17 protein-coding genes are annotated in these 19,170 nt (G+C 57.2%); 11 read left to right on the top strand and 6 right to left on the bottom strand.

Annotation, left to right across the window (positions count from 1 at the left end; all coding sequences use genetic code 11):
- Positions 1-114: 114 nt before the first annotated feature.
- From QM007_RS05960 to QM007_RS05980, 5 genes are all read left to right on the top strand, one after another.
- A complete protein-coding gene (locus QM007_RS05960) occupies positions 115-1,530 on the top strand; it encodes an LCP family protein (protein WP_283489125.1) in 1,416 nt (471 codons plus the stop codon).
- Between the two features lie 209 nt (positions 1,531-1,739).
- Positions 1,740-3,482 (top strand): 2-isopropylmalate synthase, encoded by a 1,743-nt coding sequence (leuA, locus tag QM007_RS05965; RefSeq protein WP_283489126.1) that lies wholly within the window; start codon positions 1,740-1,742, stop codon positions 3,480-3,482.
- 111 nt (positions 3,483-3,593) lie between these two features.
- Positions 3,594-4,361: a DNA repair protein RecO gene (recO, locus tag QM007_RS05970; RefSeq protein WP_283489127.1), complete on the top strand. Its 768-nt coding sequence runs from the start codon at positions 3,594-3,596 to the stop codon at positions 4,359-4,361.
- Between the two features lie 3 nt (positions 4,362-4,364).
- The gene (locus QM007_RS05975; protein ID WP_283489128.1) at positions 4,365-5,144 is read left to right on the top strand and encodes an isoprenyl transferase; all 780 of its coding nucleotides are present in this window, start codon (positions 4,365-4,367) and stop codon (positions 5,142-5,144) included.
- A gap of 46 nt (positions 5,145-5,190) precedes the next feature.
- Positions 5,191-6,276, top strand: a complete 1,086-nt coding sequence (locus QM007_RS05980) for a quinone-dependent dihydroorotate dehydrogenase (protein ID WP_283489129.1) — start codon at positions 5,191-5,193, stop codon at positions 6,274-6,276.
- Positions 6,277-6,380: 104 nt separating this feature from the next.
- On the opposite strand, the gene QM007_RS05985 is transcribed toward QM007_RS05980, so the two are convergent.
- The gene (locus QM007_RS05985) at positions 6,381-6,950 is read right to left on the bottom strand and encodes a DUF3043 domain-containing protein (RefSeq protein ID WP_283489130.1); all 570 of its coding nucleotides are present in this window, start codon (positions 6,948-6,950) and stop codon (positions 6,381-6,383) included.
- Between the two features lie 100 nt (positions 6,951-7,050).
- Between QM007_RS05985 and QM007_RS05990 the strand changes: the two genes are divergently transcribed.
- The 5 genes from QM007_RS05990 (at position 7,051) to QM007_RS06010 (ending at position 12,112) form a co-directional block, all read left to right on the top strand.
- Positions 7,051-8,445: a M20/M25/M40 family metallo-hydrolase gene (locus QM007_RS05990; RefSeq protein ID WP_283489131.1), complete on the top strand. Its 1,395-nt coding sequence runs from the start codon at positions 7,051-7,053 to the stop codon at positions 8,443-8,445.
- Positions 8,446-8,530: 85 nt separating this feature from the next.
- On the top strand, positions 8,531-8,887 hold the full coding sequence (locus QM007_RS05995) for a HesB/IscA family protein (protein ID WP_283489132.1): 357 nt from the start codon (positions 8,531-8,533) through the stop codon (positions 8,885-8,887).
- A 233-nt stretch (positions 8,888-9,120) separates the two neighbouring features.
- Positions 9,121-9,990 (top strand): aa3-type cytochrome oxidase subunit II, encoded by an 870-nt coding sequence (gene ctaC, locus QM007_RS06000; RefSeq protein ID WP_283489133.1) that lies wholly within the window; start codon positions 9,121-9,123, stop codon positions 9,988-9,990.
- Positions 9,991-10,000: 10 nt separating this feature from the next.
- Entirely contained in the window at positions 10,001-11,701 is a 1,701-nt protein-coding gene (ctaD, locus tag QM007_RS06005; protein WP_283489134.1) for an aa3-type cytochrome oxidase subunit I, read from the top strand.
- Positions 11,702-11,710: 9 nt separating this feature from the next.
- On the top strand, positions 11,711-12,112 hold the full coding sequence (locus QM007_RS06010; RefSeq protein ID WP_283489135.1) for a cytochrome c oxidase subunit 4: 402 nt from the start codon (positions 11,711-11,713) through the stop codon (positions 12,110-12,112).
- Between the two features lie 825 nt (positions 12,113-12,937).
- Here the strand turns inward: QM007_RS06010 and qcrB are convergent.
- From qcrB to ctaE, 4 genes are read right to left on the bottom strand one after another with little or no spacing between them, the layout of a single operon-like run.
- A complete protein-coding gene (gene qcrB / locus QM007_RS06015; RefSeq protein ID WP_283489136.1) occupies positions 12,938-14,602 on the bottom strand; it encodes a cytochrome bc1 complex cytochrome b subunit in 1,665 nt (554 codons plus the stop codon).
- Positions 14,602-15,693 (bottom strand): cytochrome bc1 complex Rieske iron-sulfur subunit, encoded by a 1,092-nt coding sequence (gene qcrA / locus QM007_RS06020; RefSeq protein ID WP_283489137.1) that lies wholly within the window; start codon positions 15,691-15,693, stop codon positions 14,602-14,604. Before qcrA ends, qcrB begins: the two co-directional genes overlap by 1 nt.
- A 49-nt stretch (positions 15,694-15,742) precedes the next feature.
- Positions 15,743-16,537: a cytochrome bc1 complex diheme cytochrome c subunit gene (qcrC, locus tag QM007_RS06025; RefSeq protein WP_237193731.1), complete on the bottom strand. Its 795-nt coding sequence runs from the start codon at positions 16,535-16,537 to the stop codon at positions 15,743-15,745.
- Between the two features lie 52 nt (positions 16,538-16,589).
- Complete coding sequence (gene ctaE / locus QM007_RS06030) at positions 16,590-17,228, bottom strand: aa3-type cytochrome oxidase subunit III (protein ID WP_185172915.1); 639 nt, start codon at positions 17,226-17,228, stop codon at positions 16,590-16,592.
- 238 nt (positions 17,229-17,466) lie between these two features.
- Here ctaE and trpD point away from each other — a divergent pair, with 238 nt between their 5' ends.
- On the top strand, positions 17,467-18,507 hold the full coding sequence (gene trpD / locus QM007_RS06035; RefSeq protein ID WP_283489138.1) for an anthranilate phosphoribosyltransferase: 1,041 nt from the start codon (positions 17,467-17,469) through the stop codon (positions 18,505-18,507).
- Between the two features lie 67 nt (positions 18,508-18,574).
- Here trpD and QM007_RS06040 read toward each other — a convergent pair whose 3' ends face one another.
- Complete coding sequence (locus QM007_RS06040; protein ID WP_283489139.1) at positions 18,575-18,958, bottom strand: DUF3054 domain-containing protein; 384 nt, start codon at positions 18,956-18,958, stop codon at positions 18,575-18,577.
- Between the last annotated feature and the right edge of the window lie 212 nt (positions 18,959-19,170).

Genomic DNA, 19,170 nt, shown 5'->3' on the forward strand with positions numbered 1-19,170 from the left:
CCTAAGCTGGGCTGAAGAATCGGTCACCCCCGTACCGTAGACGAATCGGAGATACCTTTTATGGCGCCACAGGGTCAGCCCCCGCAGCGAGTTGTTACGCCCCTGGGGCGTCATATGAGCAACCAGCCCCTCAAGTCCCAGCGGGTCAAGTGGATAGCGCTATCGTGCGTTGCCCTTCTCGCTATGGTGGTTGCCTTTAGCGGTTTTGCCCTGGTGCGTTTGCACAGCAACGTGCAGACCGCAGAGATGAACATTGGTGAGCTGTCGTTGAACCTTGCCAGTGGCCCTCTCGATATTCTTGTGATTGGTTCCGATACCCGTGCCGGTAACAACGGGGCCTACGGTACTGCTGAGGATGCCGCATCCGGGGCCCGTTCCGATGTGATGATGCTGGTTCAGGTGAGCGAAGACCGTTCAAACGTCAACGTCATCTCCTTTCCCCGCGACCTGATGGTGGATATCCCCAAGTGTACGGACGCCGAAACCGGTGAGGTTTACCCGGCCACCGAAGAAACCCAGATTAACGAGTCGCTCGAACGCGGTGGTCCCGGCTGCACCGTGGCCACAATCAGCAATCTTACTGGCGTGGCTATCGACCACTTCATGCTGGTGGACTTTAACGCCGTTAAGGCTCTATCGAGTGTCGTGGGTGGCGTTGAGGTCTGTGTAACCGAGCCGATTGACGACACCTACAGCGGGCTCAAGCTCCCCGCCGGAACCTCAAGTGTTGAGGGTGAACAGGCCCTGGCCTTTCTACGTTCTCGCCACGGCTTCGGCGACGGCAGCGATACCGCCCGCATCCAGGCCCAGCAGAGCTTCCTCGCCTCCCTGCTACGGAAGGTCCAGGCTGAGGGAACTCTCACCAACCCGGCCATGCTACTCAACATCGCTGAAGCTATTACCCAGAACGTCACAGTCGATAAGGAACTGACTAACCTGGGTAACCTGGTGAGCATCGGCTCTATCTTTGCCAACATCGACCTAAGCAAGGTCGTCTTTGCAACCGTCCCCAACGAGACCTACGTCTACGACGAGAACAAGCTCCAGCTCTCTGCCGATGCAGAGGATTTCTTCACCAAACTTCAGAATGATGAATCCCTGGTCGAGCCTGCCCCCGCGGCCACTGCCTCTGCTAGTGCGAGTGAATCATCCGCCCCGGCTGTTGAGCTGACCTATTCGCTGGGTGTGAGCGTTACCGATGCCACCGGTGTTGAGGACCGTGCTGAAGAACTGGCTCCCAAGATTGAGCAGGTTGGCTTTACCTCGGTCACGGTAGATACCACCGATGCGGTCTACACCGAGTCGGCAATTTACTACCCCTACGGCTACGACGCTGAGGCCCAGGCTATTGCCGACCTCTTCGGTATCACCTCGCTAACCCCCTCGGATCAGTACGTAGGTATTGCCGTTATTCTGGGGTCGGACCTGGCTGAGGACGATGCCATTGCCGCACCCACCTCGGAGATTGCGGCCGGGGCTACCGGCCAGACCGCTGATCAGGTAACCTGCCAGCAGTCCTTCAGCTACTAAGCACCCACCCAGTAGTTCCATATAGTGGACGGGTGGCGGCAGGTTCTGCCGCCGCCCGTCGCTGCGTGATACCGTGACAGTATGAGTGAGATGACACTGGTACTCCTTATCTGCCGTATCGAAGCGCCCCGGGTGTAGCTTCGATACGGGTCAGTGCTACCCGGGACGATACCCCTTCCTCACCGATCTCAACATCTAAGGTCATCACGATGAAAAACTTTCAGAAGCCCTCACCCATGCCTGTGCACAAGTACGTGCCATTTGACCAGCAGATTCAGGTTTCCCTGCCCGACCGCACCTGGCCTAACAAGACTATGACAAAGGCCCCCCGCTGGTGCGCTGTTGACCTGCGTGACGGTAACCAGGCCCTGATTGACCCCATGGATACCGAGCGCAAGCTGGCCATGTTCAAGCTCTTAGTCAAGATGGGCTACAAGGAAATTGAGGTTGGCTTCCCCTCAGCTTCAGCCACCGACTTTAACTTCGTGCGTACCCTCATCGAGGAGGGCCACATTCCCAACGACGTCACCATTCAGGTGCTGGTGCAGTGCCGTGAGCACCTGATTCAGAAGACTTTTGAGGCTATCGACGGGGCCCCCAAGGCTATCGTCCACTTCTACAACTCCACCTCTGTACTGCAGCGCCGCGTGGTTTTCAACCAGGACCAGGACGGCATCTTGGATATTGCCCTCACCGGTGCCCGTCTCTGCAAGAAGTACGAAGAGCAGCTGGCTGGCGACACCAAGATCACCTACGAGTACTCGCCTGAGTCCTTCACCGGCACCGAGCTGGAGTACGCGGTGCGGGTCTGCAACGCTGTCACCGATGAGCTGGGTATTGGCGAAGGTAACGAGGTTATTATCAATCTCCCGGCCACCGTTGAGATGGCTACCCCTAACGTGTATGCCGACTCCGTAGAGTGGGTCAGCCACAACCTGACCAACCGGGAGCACGTTATTCTCTCCCTGCACCCCCACAACGACCGGGGCACCGGTGTAGCTGCGGCCGAGCTGGGTTACCTGGCCGGCGCAGACCGTATCGAGGGCTGCCTCTTTGGTAATGGCGAGCGCACCGGCAATGTCGACCTGATTACCCTGGGCCTGAACATGTACACCCAGGGTATCGACCCCGAAATTGATTTCTCCGATATCGACGAGATTCGTCGAACCGTTGAGTACTGCAACCAGCTGCCCGTCCACGAGCGTTCCCCCTACGGCGGCGACCTGGTCTTTACCGCCTTCTCAGGCTCCCACCAGGACGCCATCAAGAAGGGCTTCGAGCGTATGGAGAAGGACGCTGCCGAGCAGGGTAAGAGCGTCGATGATTTGGTTTGGGCTGTTCCCTACCTGCCCATTGACCCCAAGGATCTGGGCCGCACCTACGAGGCTGTGATTCGTGTGAACTCCCAGTCGGGCAAGGGTGGTGTGGCCTATCTGCTCAAGAAGGACTTTGGGCTCGATTTGCCCAAGCGCGCCCAGCAGGAGTTCTCTGCTATTGTGCAGGCTCAGACCGATGCCCAGGGTGGCGAGGTTGAGAGCAAGGCCCTGTGGGATATTTTTGCCGATGAGTACCTGCCGAGCAGGGAGGCGGACGCCCGCTGGGGTAAGTACCGCATTGAATCGCTCTCTATTGACTCTGAGGAGCACGGAGAGACCACCATGCGGGTGGGCCTAAATATTGCTGGCCATACCTACAATCGTATGGGTCAGGGTAGCGGCCCCATTGAGGCCCTGCAGTCAATTTTGGCCAAGGAGGGCGTGGACGTCCGCGTGCTCGACTACTCAGAGCACACCCTGGCTTCTGCTGCGAGCGCCCAGGCAGCCTCGTACATTGAGGCGGCGGTGGGTAGCCGGGTGCTGTGGGGTGTCGGTATCGACAGTTCAACTACCCGTGCTTCACTCAAGGCGATGATTTCAGCGGTGAACCGCGCGCTGCGTGACTCTGCTGAGTAGAGCTTAAGTGTGGGCCGTGCCGGGACTTCCGGTACGGCCCACCTTTTGACAGTACCCCGTATAACAGGTCAGGGTAGAGACCTGGCACACTGAATGTGGGAGAATAAAGACGTGACTTCAGCGCTATCTACGACTAAGACCATTCGTGATAACGCTATTGTTTTGCGTACCCAGGATCTGGGGGAGCACGACCGCATTATTATCCTGGCTACCCGGCAGCGGGGGATTCTACATGCAGTAGCGAGGGGGGTGCGCAAGAGTAGCTCAAAGATTGGTGCCCGACTCGAGCCCTTTATGCTGGTCGATATTTCGGTGGCCCCCGGCAAAAACCTCGCCACGATTTCGCAGGTTGTTACCCGCCGAGCCTATTTGGGGCTGATTATCAACGATTACACCCGATACACGGTCGCGGCTGTCTTAGCCGAGGTGGCAGAGCAACTTCTCAACCACGAGCAAGAGTGCTTAGAGGAGCAGTTCACGCTGTTAGCCGGTGCCCTCTCAGCCCTAGCGCGGGGCACCTACCCGCCCCACCGCGTCCTTGATTCCTACCTGCTACGAGCCCTTCACAGGGCGGGCTGGAGTATGGCCATTGGTGCCTGTGCCGCCTGCGGCAGCCTGGATGACCTCACCTATTTTTCCCCCTCCCTGGGGGTGCTGTGTACCGGGTGTGCGCGCACCGGGGACTTCCCCCAGCTCAGCCCCTTGGCTCCTGAAGAACCGGCCTATTTAGCGGCTCTAGCCACCGGCGACTGGCCCGGTATTTTGAATGAGCACCCACCCGCACTCCGGCAGAGGGCAGAACGGCATATCATGGACTATGTGCAGTGGCAGCTTGAGCGGCCGCTCAAAACCCTGACCACCCTAGAGAAGGAAATCTAGTAGATGACACCGGTGAAGCCCTACAGCCACCCCAGCGGCGCTGTAGCCCCTACGATTCCGCGCAAGTTCGTGCCCCAGCACGTGGCCGTGGTCATGGACGGCAATGGACGCTGGGCCAACGAACGCGGCCTACCCCGCAATGAGGGCCACCGGGCTGGTGAAGCAGCCCTGCTCGATGTAGTAGCTGGTGCTATCGAAATGGGTATTCCCTATGTTTCTGCCTACGCGTTTTCAACCGAGAACTGGCGCCGCAGCCCCGACGAGGTTGCCTTCCTCATGCGGTTCTCTTCTGAGGTTCTAGAACGTCAGCTAGAGACCCTCAAGAGCTGGGGGGTTCGTATCCGCTGGGCTGGCCGTCGGCCCAAGCTCTGGAAGTCGGTTATCAACCTGCTCGAAAAGTGCGAAGAAGAAACCAAGCACAACACCCTGTGCACCCTGACTATGTGCGTCAACTACGGGGGTAGGGCAGAAATTGCGGACGCCGCCGCCCTGATTGCCGAGGACGTCGCAGCTGGCCGTCTCAAGCCCAAGCACGTCAACGAAAAAATCTTCCAGAACTACCTCGACGAGCCTGACCTGCCCGACGTTGATCTTTTCCTCCGCACCTCTGGTGAACAGCGTTTCTCTAACTTCCTTCTCTGGCAGAGCGCCTATGCCGAGATGGTCTTTATGAACGTGCTCTGGCCCGATGTTGACCGTACGGTACTGTGGCAGGCGGTAGAAGAATACGCTCGCCGTGACCGCCGCTACGGTGGGGCCGTTGATAAGGTGACCCAACCCTAAGTTTCCTCCCACACTAGGCGAAAGCCGCGGCTGAAAGGGGTCCGATATGCGGATCTACCCAACCCTGTTCAAACTCTTCTTCAAACCCATGGACACCGAGAAGGCGCACCATGTGGGCATGTGGGGGGTGCAGACCCTTCGCCGCACCGGTATTTCTCGTCTGGGGGGGCGCTACTTTGCGCCTCACCCGTCACTGGCTACCGAGGTCATGGGCCTTTCCTTCCCTTCCCCCTTCGGTGTTGCCGCTGGTTTTGATAAGGGCGGTAAGGCAATTCCGGCGCTTGGTAACCTGGGCTTTGGGCACATTGAAATCGGTACGATTACCGGTCAGGCTCAGCCGGGTAACCCCCAGCCCCGTCTTTTCCGCCTGGTAGATGATAAGGCCATTATTAACCGCATGGGCTTCAATAACGACGGTGCGGCAGCAGCTGGGCCCCGTGTTGCAGCTGCCCGTGCGGACCTTGAAGCCGAATATCGGGGTAAGGTACGCCCCGTCATTGGTGTCAATATTGGTAAAACCAAGGTGGTAGCCCTTGAGGACGCCATTGAGGACTACCTGGTGAGCACTCGGGTTCTTGCACCTCAGGCTGACTATCTTGCTGTGAATGTCAGCTCGCCGAATACCCCGGGGCTGCGTGACCTTCAGGCGATTGAGACCCTTGAACCTCTACTTGAGGCTGTACGTGCTGAAGCCGACCGCGTCGTGCAGGGTCGCCGTGTGCCCCTGGTCGTGAAGATTGCTCCTGATCTGGCCGATGAAGATATTAAGGACGTTGCCGCGATGGCTCTGCGTCTGGGGTTAGACGGCATTATCGCCACGAACACCACGATTGCCCGTGATGGGCTGGGCCTGGTTATCCCTCAAGCTAAGGTTGAGGAAATTGGTGCGGGTGGCCTCTCAGGCGAGCCCCTCAAGAAGCGTTCCCTTGAGGTTCTCCGCCTGCTGAAGGCTGAGGTGGGGGACCAGCTGGCACTTATCTCGGTAGGTGGCGTTACCACCGCTCAGGACGTCGCCGACCGCCTGGATGCGGGCGCCAATCTGGTGCAGGGTTACTCTGCTTTCATCTACGAAGGCCCCCTATGGGCAGCTCATATTAATCGCGGACTATTGAAATTGCGGAAAACCCGCTAGACTAGACACGTGAGATCATGACACAAAGGGGCGCTACCTCTCGTAAGAGGTAGCGCCCCTTTGAATTTAAGGTTGAAAGCTAGCGGATTTACTCCGCCGTGGCCTTACTTGGGGTATTCGCCGCGCTTAACCTGAGGCTTGGGTAGGCGGAAACGACGAACCATCATGACGCGGTTGAAGGCGTAGAAGCCGGAGCGGGGCTCAATGGAGCCAAACTTTTCGGTCAACTTCTTCTTGAGCCCGCGCCACATAATTATGTAGTCGATAACCCAGAGCAAAATCATGCCCCACATCAGCAAGATGGTGTACTGCTGCATGCTGGGGGAGAAAAGGCCCACGATGAAGACAGCTAGAATAACGATGATCATGATGTCACCTACGTTGAAACGGGCATCAACGTAGTCGCGGATGTAGCGGCGCTGGGGGCCACGATCGTTGGCGGGCAGGTAGCGCTCATCGCCGGTTTGCAGGGCCTGCTGCTGCTTTGCCCGGAACTCACGGTCAGCTTCACGCTGGGCATCCTTTGCAGCCTTACGGTCTGCGGGAACCAGGGGAGTGCGGCGGGCAGCTTCACGTTCTTTACGGGAGGGAGTAGGACGCCCCTTGGGCGCGGTGTACCCCGGCTGGGTGGTTTCAGGGGTTTCGCTTGCTACCGGGGTAGCGTCGGCAACCACAGAACCAGCATTTTCTGATGATTTCTTATTACGACCAAACACTCCTTAAGAATAACCAAGTTCGTGCGTAGATATACAGTCAGAGCGTATTCTGAGATGTATGACAACACACGATTTTGATTTTTCTGCCCGCCCGGCTCTAGCAACCTACATCGAGGAGAACTTTGAAGCTCAGCTTGAACATCTAGCTGAGCTCGTGGCGATCCCTTCTGTCGCCTGGGAGTCTTTTGATCTTACCGAAGTACAGCGCAGTGCTGAAAAGGTGAAGAGCCTGGCAGAGGAAGCCGGTTTTGAAAGCGTTGAGATTCTCTCAGCAACCTACGGGGAAGGCCAGCAGGGTATGCCTGCGGTCGTAGCCCACTCACCGGCTGCGCCTGGTTTCCCCACCTTCTTGCTGTATGCCCACCACGATGTACAGCCAGCTGGCGACCGCTCCCTCTGGGAGACCAAGCCTTTTGTCGCCACTCGTAAGGGCGATCGTCTCTACGGCCGCGGAGCTGCGGACGACAAGGCCGGCGTCATCGCCCATCTGGCCGCTTATAAGGCTGCGCGTGAAGTACTGGGCGACGACTTTAAGGTTGGCGTTACCCTCTTTATCGAGGGTGAGGAAGAGGCCGGTTCCCCCAGCTTTGATAGCTTCCTGCATACCTACCGCGACAAGCTTGCTGGCGACTACATCGTTGTAGCAGACTCGGCTAACTGGAAAACCGGCGTACCGGCCCTTACCGCGGGCCTGCGTGGTGTAGCGAGCGGTGATATTTCTGTACGTGTGAGCAGCCACTCGGTTCACTCCGGCATGTTCGGCGGGCCCCTGTTGGACGCCAATACCGTCCTTATCCAGCTACTAGCCACCCTGCATGATACTCAAGGTTCAGTTGTAGTTGAAGGTTTGGTTACTGCACCTGAACCTGACGTTGAATACCCTGAGGCTGATTTCCGCACTGATTCTGGCATTCTCGACAGCATGAAACTGGCAGGTCAGGGTTCCATTTCCTCCCGCCTCTGGTCCCAACCCGCTATCTCTGTCATCGGCATGGACATCACCTCGGTTGCCGAGTCCTCAAATACTATTGCTGCTACAGCCAAGGCGCGCATCAGCGTCCGTCTGGCTCCCGGCCAGGATCCCGCTGCGGCCCACCAGGCACTTGCCGAGCACTTTGCCCGCCACAACCATCACGGGGCAGAGGTGACTTACCATGCCGAAGACTCCGGTCAGCCCTACCAGGCCGACCTTTCTGGCAGCGGCGCCCAGCTAGCCCTGGCGGCGCTGGGGGAGGCCTGGGGGGTTGAGCCTGTCACCACCGGCATGGGCGGGTCCATTCCCTTCATTGCGACCCTTACCGAGGTCTACCCCGAGGCCCACATTCTGATTACCGGCATCGAAGACCCCGACACCCGTGCCCACAGCGCCAATGAGTCTCTGTTTATCCCCGACTTCCAAAAGGCAATCCTGGCTGAAGCCCTCATGCTGGCGGCAGCTCACACCGCCAACTAGGGAATTCACTTGATTGCGAACATCTCGCGCCCCGCACCCAAGTGGCGTAAGATTGACATCAAAACACCCCACGAAAGGATTGCTTATGTCTGAGGCAGTACTTGAAGATCTCCCCACTCACGGCGTTAACCTCACCGAGGTTGCAGCCGGTAAGGTTCGTTCCCTGCTTGAGCAGGAAGGACGCACCGACCTGCGCCTACGCATCGCCGTCCAGCCCGGCGGTTGTTCAGGCCTGATTTACCAGCTCTACTTCGATGAGCGCGTGCTCGACGGCGACGCCGTCCGTGACTTCGACGGCGTAGAAGTCATCGTTGACCGCATGAGTGTTCCCTACCTGGACGGCTCAACCATCGACTTCGAAGACACCATTCAGAAGCAGGGGTTCTCCATCGATAACCCCAATGCCCAGGGCTCCTGCGCCTGTGGAGATTCCTTCCACTAAGCGTCCGTCCAGCCCGCTTCAGAAGTGGGGGTATGCTCCGGCATACCCCCACTTTTCTGTTTCAGCCCACCCAAACATGAAATACTTATGTAATGACACGTCAGTTCGTTGACAGGTTGTCACCAGAAACGCCCGTTTGAGGGTAAGCTCGTATTGAAAGAATTAACACCTGGGTTAATGCTGTCCACACACAGCACCAGGTGACACGCACATCGCTACAGGAAGGGCCGTCTGTGAGTTCGCAGCATCGAACCAGCAGCAAGGGGCTTAAGGGCAAGGCAGTAGCCGCTGCCACAGCCGTTTCAGCGCTGCTCTTGACCGGTTGTTCAGAACAGGCATCAGTGGGCTGGCTGCCCACTCAGCGTGGTGTAACCGATAACGCCGATACCATCATGGACCTCTGGATTGGTACATGGATCGCCGCGTTGGCTGTGGGTCTTGTGACCTGGGGCCTCATGCTTTGGTGCATCATCGCCTACCGCCGTCGCAAGTACGAAACCGGCTACCCCCGCCAGGTGAGCTACCACGCTCCGCTGGAAATTTTCTACACCGCTATCCCGATCATCCTGATCGTCAGCTTCTTCACCTTCTCAGACCGTGCCGAGCGCGACATCACCGCTCCCAAGTCTGAAACCGCCGATGTCACCATCGAGGTTTACGGTAAGCAGTGGGCATGGGACTTCAACTACCTCGACGAAAACGTCTACTTTGCCGGCGTCCAGGCTCGCCTCGACAAAGAAGGCAACGTAGGCGTTGAGGAAACCCTCCCCACCCTCTACCTGCCGGTCAACTCAACCGTAGACCTGCAGCTCAAGTCCCGTGACGTCATCCACTCCTTCTGGATTCCCGCCTTCCTTGAGAAGCGCGACACCATTCCCGGCATGACCAACCACATGTACTTCACCACCGGTTCCGAGCCCGCTCGCTACCAGGGTAAGTGCGCCGAACTCTGCGGTGAGTACCACTCAGAGATGCTCTTCAACGTTGAAGTTGTCAGCCAGGAAGACTACGACGCCTACATCCAGTCACTGGAAGATGAAGGCAACATTGGCCGTCTGGGTGACGAGTACAACCGTAACCCCAACATGAACACCAACAACTAAGAGGTAACCCGTGACTACTCTTGAGTATTCAGCTGAGACAACCGGTAGCGTTGTCCCGCGGGTGGTTCCTAAGTCCAAGGGACGAATCATCGTCAATTGGCTGACTTCCACCGACCACAAGACCATCGGGTACATGTACCTGATCGCCGCGTTTATTTTCTTCTGCTTTGCCGGTGTCATGGCTCTGCTTATGCGCCTGGAGCTCTTCACCCCCGGTATGCAGTTCCTCGAAACCAAGGAACAGTTCAACCAGCTCTTCACCATGCACGGCACCCTGATGCTGCTCATGTTTGGTACCCCGCTGTTCACCGGTTTCGCTAACGTCCTGGTACCCCTGCAGATTGGTGCACCCGACGTTGCCTTCCCCCGCCTGAACTCCCTGGCCTTCTGGTTCTTCCTGTTCGGCTCACTGGTAGCCATCGCTGGCTTCCTCACCCCCCAGGGTGCAGCGTCCTTCGGCTGGTTCGCATATGCCCCCTTGAACAGCACCACCTACAGCCCCTCTGTCGGCGGTGACCTCTGGATCTTCGGCCTGGCTCTTCAGGGCTTCGGCACCATCATGGGTGGCGTTAACTTCCTGACCACCATCCTCTGCATGCGCGCCCCCGGCATGACCATGTGGCGTATGTCGGTCTTCACCTGGACCACCCTGATTACCGCAATCCTGATCATCATGATCTTCCCGCCGCTGGCGTCCGCCCTGTTCGCCCTCGGTATGGATCGCCGTCTCGGTGGCCACATCTTTGACCCCGAAAACGGTGGCGCCGTCCTCTGGCAGCACCTCTTCTGGTTCTTCGGTCACCCCGAGGTTTACGTTCTGGCTCTGCCCTTCTTCGGCATCGTTTCAGAAATCATCCCCGTCTTCTCACGTAAGCCGATTTTCGGTTACAAGGGTCTGATTTTTGCAACCATCGCTATTGCGGCTCTGTCAGTTACTGTTTGGGCACACCACATGTACGTTACCGGCGCGGTCATGCTGCCCTTCTTCTCCTTCATGACCATGCTGATCGGTATTCCTACCGGCGTGAAGTTCTTCAACTGGATCGGTACCATGTGGCAGGGGTCCATCACCTTTGAGACCCCCATGCTCTGGGTTATCGGCTTCCTGATTACCTTCCTCTTCGGTGGTATTACCGGTATTATCCTGGCAACCCCGCCGCTAGACTTCCACCTGTCAGATTCCTACTTCGTGGTCGCTCACTTCCACTACGTCATCTTCGGTACCCTCGTCTTTGGTATGTTCGCAGCACTCTACTTCTGGTGGCCCAAGTTCACCGGCAAGATGCTGAACGAGCGCCTGGGCAAGATTCACTTCTGGCTGCTCTTCATCGGCTTCCACATGACCTTCCTCATCCAGCACTGGCTCGGTGTCGACGGCATGCCCCGCCGCTACGCAGACTACATGCCTGAAGATGGCTTCACCTGGATGAACCAGCTCTCAACCGTAGGCTCCATGATTCTGGCAATCTCCATGATTCCCTGGTTCTGGAACGTCTACACCACCGCCCGCAACGGTAAGCGTGTTGAGGTTGATGACCCCTGGGGCTTCGGTGGCTCACTGGAATGGGCAACTTCTTGCCCGCCCCCGCGTCACAACTTCACCGCCCTGCCCCGTATCCGTTCAGAGCGTCCTGCACTTGACCTGCACCACCCTGAACTGTCCACCAACAACGACATCGCTGCAGCAGCCCGCCAGGCAACTGCACGCTAGGAGGCCACTGTGAAACTTCTTGCTAAGATTTTCGGTTTCATCGGCGTCTTCCTGATTCCCGTTGGCATCGTCTACGGTCTGATGACTGACTTCACCGAGTGGGCCGGTTTCCCCGCGATTCTGGCTACCGCCGTGATGTGTCTCTTCCTCTGGTACTTCCTGAACTTCACCGACAAGAAGCACCCCGACATGCCTTACGAGAACCTCGAAGGTGAAATCGCTGATGGCGCTGGCGACTACGGCTTCTACTCACCGTGGTCATGGTGGCCCCTCTTCATCGGTGCTGCTTGCACCATCGTTGTTGTAGGTCTGGCTATCGACTGGTGGATTGTACTCATCGCCATCCCCTTCGCAGCAGCAGCTGTTCTGGGTTGGGTTTACGAATACAACCGCGGCGACCACGCCCACTAAAAGTCTTACCTGGCTCAAAGGGTGGGGCCCCTATCCTCTCGGATAGGGGCCCCACCCTTTTTTGTGCCGTTTCTAGAGCACTGAGGGGAGTGTGATAGGACGGCACAGGACGGCACAGGACGGCACAGGACGGCACAGGACGGCACAGGACGGCACAGGACGGCACAGGACGGCACAGGACGGCACAGGACGGCACAGGACGGCACAGGACGGCACAGGACGGCACAGGACGGCACAGGACGGCACAGGACGGCACAGGACGGCACAGGACGGCACAGGACGGCACAGGACGGCACAGGACGGCACAGGACGGCACAGAGCCAGCCTGACCCTGCCAGCCCACCCTAGGGGTGCGACACGCCGAACCGCTTAAAGAATCTTTAACTGATGTGGTTACCAGCCAAGAGCGCCCGCCAACATGGCTCTTTGAGCTGGGAGGCCATTCCTTGTGGCGGGCGCTCGGCGACACGACCCCCGGTTGAAACGGCGCGCTTTGGCCTGCACCCTCGATATACAGAAAAGCAGTTCGTTCAAAGGATAAGGCCTCCCTTGAGCTAGGGGAGAGCCAGCTTATCCCCCTGCTTCTTGCGCAGAGCGGGCCCCGCACACGCAGCCTCGGGAGTGCGCTACTTATTTCAGAACTGTCATAGCCGTGCAGGGCAACAGCCCCAAACCCGCCCACCGACTAGTCTTTGGCGCTTGCAAGGCGTAGGAAGCCCGTAGAGGCGAAGATTGGCCAGGTTATGGATAACTTAGCGTTAGCCCGTTAAAACACGTGTGGGGCACCCCGTTAGGGGTGCCCCACACTGTTACTACAACCGTATGTTATTTTTCGATTGAGTCAGCCTTGTGGCCGTCAACCTCATGTACACCGTGGTGCTCATGGTGAGCTGCTTCGAGCTCAGCGGGAGTTACGGCAACTACGCGGTCTTCGAACCAGATCTTTGAGAGACCTGCGCGGGTCTTCTCGATCAGGCCAATCTTGCCCTTCTTGTTGGGCTGAGCCGGGATGGGCTCGGGTGACTCGAAGGAGACCAGCTCGTAGCGGCGGTATTCATCGAGAGGTTTGTGAACCTCGATGAACTCACCGTGGGGGAGCTGGACGACCTTACCGGTTTCGATACCGTGCAGTACGAGCTCACGGTCCTTACGCTGCAGAGCCAGGCAGATGCGCTGGGTGATGAAGAAGCCAATGAGGGGACCGAATACGAAGGTAAAGCGGAGCCAGTAGGCAACGTCGTTCAGCGATACGTGGAAGTGAGTTGCGATCAGGTCGGAGCTTGCCGCAATCATCAGCGCTGCGTAGCCAATGATGCCTGCTACACCCACACCGGTACGGAAGGGGGCGTTGCGGGGGCGATCCAGGATATTGTGGACGCGGTTATCCTTGGTTACCCACTGCTCGATCCAGGGCCAGAAGACCATGGCCATCATGACTGAGCCAGCCATCAGAGCGAAGGGGAGAAGGACGCTCAGAACCCAGGTGCCACCGAGGAACTCGAATTCCCAGGGCCAGGGCCAGACGCCGGGCCACAGACGCAGGGCGCCGTCGCCGAAGCCTACGTACCAGTCAGGCTGGGTACCGGCCTGTACCGGTGAGGGGTCGTAGGGGCCGTAGTTCCAAATCGCGTTGATGGTAAAGGTTGCGCCGAGGAAGGCGATGATACCGAACACGATGAAGAAGAAACCGCCAGCCTTGGCTGCGTAGACGGGGCCTACGGGGAAGCCAACGACGTTGTTCTCGGTGCGGCCAGGGCCGGGGTACTGGGTGTGCTTGTGCAGTACAACCATGAACATGTGAATAGCCACGAGCAGCAGAAGCATCGCGGGGATAATCATGATGTGCAGGGTGTAGAGGCGACCAATCACAGCGGTACCGGGGAACTCGCCGCCGAAGAAGAAGAGCGAGATGTAGGTACCAACCAGCGGGATTGACTTGAAAATACCGTCAATAATGCGCAGACCGTTACCTGAGAGCACGTCATCGGGCAGTGAGTAGCCGGTGAAACCAGCCAGGATACCGATGATGAGCAGGGTGCAACCAACAACCCAGTTCAGTTCACGAGGACGGCGGAAGGCGCCGGTGAAGAAGACGCGCAGCATGTGCACGGTCATGGCCATCATGAACATCAGAGCTGCCCAGTGGTGAATCTGACGCATGAGCAGACCACCACGGACGTCGAAGGAGATGTCCAGGGTAGAGGCGTAAGCGGCAGACATGTGGGTGCCCTTCATGGGGACGTAGGAACCGTCGTAGGTTACCGACACCATGGTGGGGTTGAAGAAGAAGGTCAGGAAGGTACCTGAGATAATCAGGATAACCAGGCTGTAGAGCGCAACTTCACCGAACATGAAAGACCAGTGGTCTGGGAAGATTTTGCGACCGAATTCCTTGATGATGCCTGAAGCACCAACACGCTGATCAACGTAGTGGGCGATACGACCGGTTGAGGTCTTTGCCTTGTAATCAGACTGCATTGAAGTCGACATTATGCTTCACCTGCCATTTCCTTGATGTGCTTTGCACGCTCCCAGTAGCCGGGGCCAACGGGTTCGTGGAAGTCACTCTGGGCGATCAGGTAGCCTTCGGAGTCAACTGCGATGGGCAGCTGGGGCAGGGCGTGACCTGCGGGGCCGAAGATAACCTTGCACTCTTCTGCCGCGTCAAAGGTTGACTGGTGGCAGGGGCAGAGCAGGTGGTGGGTGCGCTGCTCGTACAGAGCGATGGGGCAGCCTACGTGGGTACAAACCTTGGAGTAGGCGTAGATGCCGTCAACGTTCCAGTTTTCGCGACCGGGGGTGACCTTCTTGATGTCAGCGGGATCCAGACGCATGAGCAGTACAACGGCCTTGGCCTTTTCCTCGAGGTAGCCGTTCTCGTGGGTCAGGCTAGAGAGGGTTTCGGGCAGGACGTGGTAGGCAGAACCCAGAGTAACGTCGGCAGCCTTGATGGGGGTGCCGGAGGGGTCGCGCACGAGGCGGACGCCTTCGTCCCACAGGGTGTACTTGAGTACTGAGGGGTCTGCGGGGCCCAGGTCACGGAACAGGGTGACGAAGGTCAGGGGAGCGAGGATGACGGAACCGATGAGGGTGTTACGAAGAAGCGGGCGACGCTTGATGCCTGATTCTTCGATGATGGTTTCAACGATTTCCTGAGCCTCTGCGCGGTCCTCTTCAGAAGTAACCGCGTGACGCTCTTCGACCATTTCGTGGTCGGGCATGAGTGAGCGTGCCCAGTGGACGATACCGATACCGATACCGAACATGGCAAAAGCGATGCCGAGACCCAGCAGAAGGTTCTGCAGACGAAGCATGTTGTTTGCTTCGGGGTTCATGACATCGTAGAAGTTGCCGCTTACCTCTACACCGAAGTAACCAATCCAGAAAAGCAGGGAGCCCAGCATGGAGATGACGAATAGCAGAACTACCTGTCGCTCGGCACCCTTAGCTTTTTTGGAATCGACGTCGGTGAGTCGGGGAGCATGCGGGGGAAGTCCGGGGTTAGTGAACTTCTCCTGACTTGCCTCTTGAGAGGTAACTACGGCAACCTTTTCATGTGCGCCGTCACTATGGTTTCCCATGTGTTGCCTCAAATCTTCCTTGGTACGAAATTTATGTGTGTGCGTGAGCTTATGCAGCTCGTGAAGTCAGCCAGAGGGTGAATGCAATGACGATGACCAGGCCGAGGGTCCAGATCAGAAGACCTTCAGACACGGGGCCGAGTGAGCCAAGCTTGAAACCACCAACAGATGCGTTAACTTCCTGGGACTTCAGGTAGGTAATGACATCGCGCTTTTCTTCGGGGGTGATGTTTGCGTCGTTAAAGACAGGCATGTTCTGCGGGCCAGTTTCCATAGCCTCGTAGATGTGCTTTTCTGAAACGCCCATCAGGGTAGGAGCAAACTTACCGCGGGTCAGAGCACCACCAACGCCAGCAGCGTTGTGGCACATAGCGCAGTTTGCGAGGAATACCTTTGCACCGTTGGCTGCATCACCCTTGGAAACATCGAGGTACTCTTCTTCGGGGATGGTGGGGCCTGCACCGAGTGATGCAACGTAGGCTGCGAGCTGCTTAGTCTGCTCATCGTTGAACTGGCCGGGCTTCAGCTGAGCCTGAACGCCCTGCATCTGCATGGGCATACGGCCGGTGCCTACCTGGAAGTCAACAGCAGCTGCACCAACACCGATCAGTGAGGGGCCGTCTACTGAGCCTTCTGCGTTAGTACCGTGGCAGGTTGCACAGTTGGCCAGAAAGAGTTTCTGGCCTTCTGAGATGTCTTCTGCAGTGTAGGTGGTGCTTGTAGCGGCTTGAGCCTCGTTAGTAGCCGTGGCAACTGCGTAGAGGCCACCAGATAGGAGGAGGGCAAGGGCAAGCAACACGAGAGCTGCGAGCGGATGACGTCGCTTTTGAGAAAGTGCCTTCACGTCGTTGTTCCTTTGTGTGTGTGCTAGTTGGTTTACTTTTAGCGGTTACCGGTTACTTGAGGAAGTAGACGATAAGGAACAGGGCGATCCAGACGACGTCTACGAAGTGCCAGTAGTAAGAAACAACGATTGCTGAGGTTGCTTCGTAATGACCGAAACGCTTAGCAACATAGGCACGACCGATGATCAGCAGGAAGGCGATCAGGCCGCCGGTTACGTGGAGTGCGTGGAAACCGGTGGTGATGTAGAAAGCTGAGCCGTAAGCACTTGAGGCGATAGTCATACCTTCAGCTACAAGGTTTGCGTATTCGTAAGCCTGGACGGATACGAAGAACGCACCCATGATGAAGGTGAGCAGGAACCACTCAACCATGCCCCATTCACGGACATTGAAGAGGGAACCGGTGCGACGGGGCTTGAGCTGTTCAGCCTTGAAAACACCAAACTGGCAGGTAACAGAGCTCAGCACCAGCACGATGGTGTTGGCGAGAGCGAGAGGGACTTCAAGCAGCGGGGTGTTCTCAGCCCAAATGTCGGGGCGAGAAGCGCGCAGAGTGAAGTACATTGCGAACAGGCCGGCGAAGAACATGAGCTCTGAGGCAAGCCAAACGACGGTGCCGACAGACACCTGGTTGGGTCGATTCAGAGCGGCATGTGCCGACTTACTTGGGGTATGGGTTGCAGTTGTCACATAGACATTATGTCTGTAAAAGTGCCCGTGAACCAATAGGTAAGGGGGTTTGCTAGGAGGTGTGTTGTAAATCCTGCATATCTTCCCCCTAATCTAGGGGTTTTTAGCACAGGCTTGGCGACACGTTGTGTGTAAAACTTGCGTAACCCAACGACCAGCCACCCTGGTGTGGAAAGTCCCAGCGGGCATCCGTCTCACGAGCTCGCTCGGGGGCTAAAAGAACCGTAGAATGTGAGCCATGACAGGCACCATCACGTGGAAACTCATTCTCAATCAGCTCGTAGCCCAGCGGGACCTTTCGTCAGACCAGATTAACTGGGCCATGCAAGACATCATGGCGGGTTCAACCCCGGAAGCTATTATCGGAGCTTTCCTGGTTGGACTTCATGTTAAAGGTGAAACCCCTGAAGAGCTTGCTGCGCTAGCACAAGGCATGCTTGACAAGGCAGAACGCATAGAAGTCACCCGAGATGCTGTAGACATTGTGGGCACCGGGGGGGACCAGCAAAATACCGTCAATATTTCCACTATGGCCTCACTGGTAATTGCGGGGGCGGGCGTGCCCGTCATCAAGCACGGCAACAGAGCCTCTTCATCATCAAGTGGAAGTGCAGATGTACTGGCTGAGCTAGGCATAAATCTAAACCTAAACATTAAAGATGTGGCAGGTGCTGTGGATGCTGCTGGTATCACCTTCCTGTTCGCCCAGGTCTTCCACCCCTCAATGCGGCACGTAGCGCCTGCCCGCCGCTCCATTGGCGTACCTACAGCCTTCAATTATCTCGGCCCCATGACCAACCCCGCTCGGGTCCGGGCTTCAGCTATCGGTGTAGCAGACCCCGAGATGGCCGAGAAAATTGCCGCCGTTTTCGCTTCCCGCGGCGACCATGCTCTGATTTTCCACGGGAATGACGGCCTGGATGAAATCACCATTACCGGTGAGTCGCAAGTTTGGGAAACCTTCAATGGGGGAGTTGAGCACCATTCACTAACCCCCACCGATTTTGGTATTGAATGCGCCAGTCTGGACGATCTACGCGGGGGAGACGCCCAGCATAACGCGCAGGTCGTTCACCAGGTTCTTGACGGGGCTCCCGGTCCAATCCTCAACGCGGTTTTGCTGAATGCCGCAGCAGGCTTGACAGCCTACCGCCCGGTCAACAACAGGCCTTTCGCAGAGCGCTTTGAGGAAGCCCTACAGGACGCTCGCCATTCAGTGGAATCAGGTAAAGCTAAGGATGTGCTTGAATGTTGGATCGCTTACAGCAACAGTAAATAACAACAAAAAGGTGTGGCCCCAGAAAGTCTGGGGCCACACCTTTTAAAGACTGTCTACATCGAGAAATTTAGGCCCTGCGGCGCACAAACCAAAGGACAAGACGCCAGCCCATCAGGAAAACCAGGAGGGTAAAAGCTGAGACAAGAACAAAAGCAGTTGCGGCAGTATCACCAAAGGAGAGGCGCAGGCCTAGTCCAAGCATCAAGGTGCTGGCCCACATCATAAAACCTTCGAGCAAAAGGGGAAGCTGCCGCCTGGAACTCACGGCCCACACACCAATATGGCCAGCACAGGCAGCCAGCAAGAAAGGTGCGGCGGTGGCTAACAGCTGGGACAGCGGTTCCTGGTGGCTGATGAGCCCGATAGTAATAAAAAGAAGGACGAGGGCCAGGTCACCCAGGGCACGGATGGGCTGGGAAAAATATTTACCTGAATCAACTGAACTGAGCATAGTTTTACTCTAACGCAGGAGTGCCAAGCTCAGCAGTTGCGGGTCTAGTCAAGAGCGTCTAGGGGGAGCATTTTTAGCTCTACTTTACATAATGTATATTATCGGCTTTATAGAAAACCTTGCTGAGATGGTCAAATCTCCTTATATCTCACGTAATGACTAGCACAGCGAAACAGCATCAGGGAGAATAGATAAGTACCAACACACATCGA

Source organism: Rothia sp. SD9660Na, assembly GCF_030064065.1.
Taxonomy (GTDB): Bacteria; Actinomycetota; Actinomycetes; order Actinomycetales; family Micrococcaceae; genus Rothia.

Bases quoted from the DNA above. Each gene is read 5' to 3' on its own strand.
- QM007_RS05960 (WP_283489125.1), top strand. From the start codon at position 115: ATGAGCAACCAGCCCCTCAAGTCCCAGCGGGTCAAGTGGATAGCGCTA.
- leuA (WP_283489126.1), top strand. From the start codon at position 1,740: ATGAAAAACTTTCAGAAGCCCTCACCCATGCCTGTGCACAAGTACGTG.
- QM007_RS05975 (WP_283489128.1), top strand. From the start codon at position 4,365: ATGACACCGGTGAAGCCCTACAGCCACCCCAGCGGCGCTGTAGCCCCT.
- QM007_RS05980 (WP_283489129.1), top strand. From the start codon at position 5,191: ATGCGGATCTACCCAACCCTGTTCAAACTCTTCTTCAAACCCATGGAC.
- QM007_RS05990 (WP_283489131.1), top strand. From the start codon at position 7,051: ATGACAACACACGATTTTGATTTTTCTGCCCGCCCGGCTCTAGCAACC.
- QM007_RS05995 (WP_283489132.1), top strand. From the start codon at position 8,531: ATGTCTGAGGCAGTACTTGAAGATCTCCCCACTCACGGCGTTAACCTC.
- qcrB (WP_283489136.1), bottom strand. From the start codon at position 14,602: ATGTCGACTTCAATGCAGTCTGATTACAAGGCAAAGACCTCAACCGGT.
- qcrA (WP_283489137.1), bottom strand. From the start codon at position 15,693: ATGGGAAACCATAGTGACGGCGCACATGAAAAGGTTGCCGTAGTTACC.
- trpD (WP_283489138.1), top strand. From the start codon at position 17,467: ATGACAGGCACCATCACGTGGAAACTCATTCTCAATCAGCTCGTAGCC.
- QM007_RS06040 (WP_283489139.1), bottom strand. From the start codon at position 18,958: ATGCTCAGTTCAGTTGATTCAGGTAAATATTTTTCCCAGCCCATCCGT.